The following is a 2949-nucleotide window of genomic DNA, read 5'->3' on the forward strand; positions in this document are numbered from 1 at the left end:
GGTACACGGTGCGTCGTATGCCCGTCGCGTAGGTTCGTTCTCAGGCCACCCGCACCGTGTACCAACACCGGGCCGTATGCCCACCCTGCGACGGGCTGACGCACCGGCCCACGACCCCGCACCCACCACAAACCCAGGGGCGCGAGGAACTGCGCGACAAGCCACAACCAACCCGCACCCAACAACGAACCCAACCGCTCAACCGCCGGAGGCAACCCGTGGACGCAGCTCCGCATTCTCCAGCACATCCCGCAAGTGCTCCTCCGCCACCGGCAACACCTCCCCGATCGTCACCTCACGCCCCAACTCGTACGCCAGCGACGTAACGCCCGCGTCGCGGATCCCGCACGGGATGATCTTGTCGAAGCTGGACGTGTCCGGGTTCACGTTCAGAGCGAATCCGTGCATCGTGACGCCCTTGGCGACACGGATGCCGACGGCGCAGATCTTGCGGTCCTCGCGACGCTGCCCGGCGTTGGAGGGGGCGTACTCGGGCCCGTTGAGCCGGGGGTCGAACTCGTCGTCCGTCAGGCGTGGGTCGAAGTCGAGGGCGAGCCCGCCGAGAGCAGGACGCTGCTCCACCGGATCGCCGAGGACCACACACCCGCCCGCCCCTCGACCCGCGAGGTCTCGATACCGAACTCCGCACACACCCGGATCATCGCGTCCTCGAGGCGACGCAGATGGGCCACGACATCGACGGGACGCGGCAGCTTCTGGATCGGGTAGCCGACGAGCTGACCGGGACCGTGCCAGGTGATCTTGCCGCCGCGGTCCACGTCCACGACCGGGGTGCCGTCGAGGGGCCGCTCTTCGGGTGCGGTGCGCCGGCCCGCCGTGTAGACCGGCGGGTGTTCCAGGAGCAGACAGGTATCGGGGATCTCGTCCTGGAAGCGGGCGGCGTGCACGCGGCGCTGCTCGTCCCAGGCTTCCTGGTACTCGACGGCGTCCGCACCGAAACCCATCCGGACGAACCGCAACTCACTCACGGCAAGCGCCTCCCTAGAAGCCTCGTAAGGCGCGTCCGCGCCCCACGCCACTGTACGTCCGGCCACATTCGGACCAGCCTCCGGCCACATCCGGACCGCGTTCCGACCACGCCCAGCCCGGTCCGCCACGCCCGGCACCCCTGTCCGGCCGACACCGCTCAACCGCCGGAGGCAAACCCGCTCGACCGCCGGAGGCACCCGCTCAACCGCCGGAGGCAACCCCGCAGCCAATCCTCACACGATCGGATGAATGCGTATCGAAGTGCGCAATGGCGCGCTTACGGAGCGCTACATTCACGCCGTTCACGAGGCTTGGAAGGCAGGAGCTCGCACCGCAGATGACGGAACGACCCGCGCAGCGCACCCCCAACCGTCAGCTCGCCGCACTGATCGCAGAAGCGGGGTTCTCCAACGCGGGACTCGCCCGTCGCGTGGACCAGCTCGGTCTCGAACACGGGCTTGATCTGAGATACGACAAGACATCGGTGACCCGCTGGCTGCGCGGCCAGCAGCCGCGCGGCACGACCCCCGCGCTGATCGCCGAGGTGTTCACCCGTCGGCTCGGGCGCCGGCTCACGGCGCAGGATCTGGGACTGGACGCGTGCGCCCCCGTGTACGCGGGGCTCGAGTTCGCGGCCACGCCCGAGGAGGCCGTCGACATCGTCGGCGGACTGTGGCGCAAGGACTCCGGAAGCCACGCGGAGCTGCGCAAGATCGCGTTCACTCCGGCGGGACTCGTCGTACCGAGCCGGGACTGGCTGATCGGGCGGCCCGACGACCGGGTGAGCCGCGGCGATCCCACGGTCGTACGGGTGCCCGCGCAGGGTCGCCCCGCATCCCCCAAGCTCTCGGCGGCACTCGAACACGGGGGACCCCCGTCCCGGCAGCGCGCGCAGACCGAGCGCGGCCCCGGGCAGCGGGTGACCGCGGGCGACATCGCGGCGCTGCGGTCGGTCGGGGAGCTGTTCCGGGCGCTCGACCACGCGTACGGCGGCGGGCACGCACGGCAGGCCCTGGTGCGCTATCTGGAGCACGAGGCGGAGCCGATGCTGCGCGGCACGTACGGAGAGCAGACGGGACGCCGCCTGTTCGCCGCCGCGGCCGATCTCACCCGCCTCGCGGGCTGGACGTCGTACGACATCGCCGCGCACGGACTGGCCCAGCGGTACTTCGTCCAGGCGTTGAGGCTGTCGCAGGCGGCGGGGGACAGGCCCTACGGCTCGTACGTCCTCGTGACGATGAGCCGGCAGGCCGTGTACCTGGGCCACGGCCGGGAGGCGGTGCAGCTGGCCCGGGTCGCCCAGCAGGGCGTGGGCTCGTCCGCACCGCCCGTCGTGCAGGCGCTGCTGCACGCGGCCGAGGCGCGGGGCCACGGCGTGCTCGGCGAGGTACGGGCCTGCACGGCGTCCCTCGTTCGCGCCGAGCGGGCCCTGGAGACGGCCCGGCCCACCGATGACGTCCCGTACTGGGCGCGCTTCTTCGACGAGGCGCAGCTCGCGGACGAGTTCGGGCACTGCCACCGCGACCTCCAGCAGTACCGCGCCGCCGCCCAGCACGCCGAACGCTCCCTCCAGCTCCGTGCCCCCGGCTACGCCCGCAGCCGCCTCTTCTGCCGCGTCGTCCTCGCCACCGCCCGCCTCGGCCTCGGTGAACTCGACCAGGCCTGCCAGCTGGGCGCGGAGGCGGCGGCCCAGGCCGCCGAGATGCGCTCGGTGCGTGCCCTGGAGTACGTACGCGACTTCGAGCGACGGCTGGAGCCGTACCGGGACGCGGCGCCGGTGCGGGGGTACCGCGACAAGGTCGCGGCGCTGGGCTGAGCGGGTCGCTCCGCGGGGAGGCCGTATTCAGGCTGCGGGGCCGTCGTGGCCGGTCGCGCAGTTCCCCGCGCCCGTGAGGGGTGCGGGGGCGCGGTGGGAAAGGAAGGAGGTCCCGCCCCGCGACGGGGCCTCCCCCCCTGTCC

Annotated in this window: 1 protein-coding gene and 1 pseudogene; one reads left to right on the plus strand and one right to left on the minus strand. The window is 72.2% G+C overall.

Annotated elements, in window-relative coordinates:
• Window positions 1-198 precede the first annotated feature (198 nt).
• Window positions 199-989: pseudogene (gene lipB / locus G5C60_RS50210) on the minus strand (lipoyl(octanoyl) transferase LipB).
• Window positions 990-1327: 338 nt separating this feature from the next.
• Between lipB and G5C60_RS50215 the strand changes: the two are divergent.
• Window positions 1328-2806 (plus strand): NsdA family TPR-like regulatory protein, encoded by a 1479-nt coding sequence (locus tag G5C60_RS50215; protein ID WP_165270937.1) that lies wholly within the window; start codon window positions 1328-1330, stop codon window positions 2804-2806.
• Window positions 2807-2949: the final 143 nt, after the last annotated feature.

The organism is Streptomyces scabichelini, from assembly GCF_011045015.1.
GTDB lineage: Bacteria > Actinomycetota > Actinomycetes > Streptomycetales > Streptomycetaceae > Streptomyces > Streptomyces scabichelini.

Bases quoted from the DNA above. Each gene is read 5' to 3' on its own strand.
- G5C60_RS50215 (WP_165270937.1), top strand. From the start codon at position 1,328: ATGACGGAACGACCCGCGCAGCGCACCCCCAACCGTCAGCTCGCCGCA.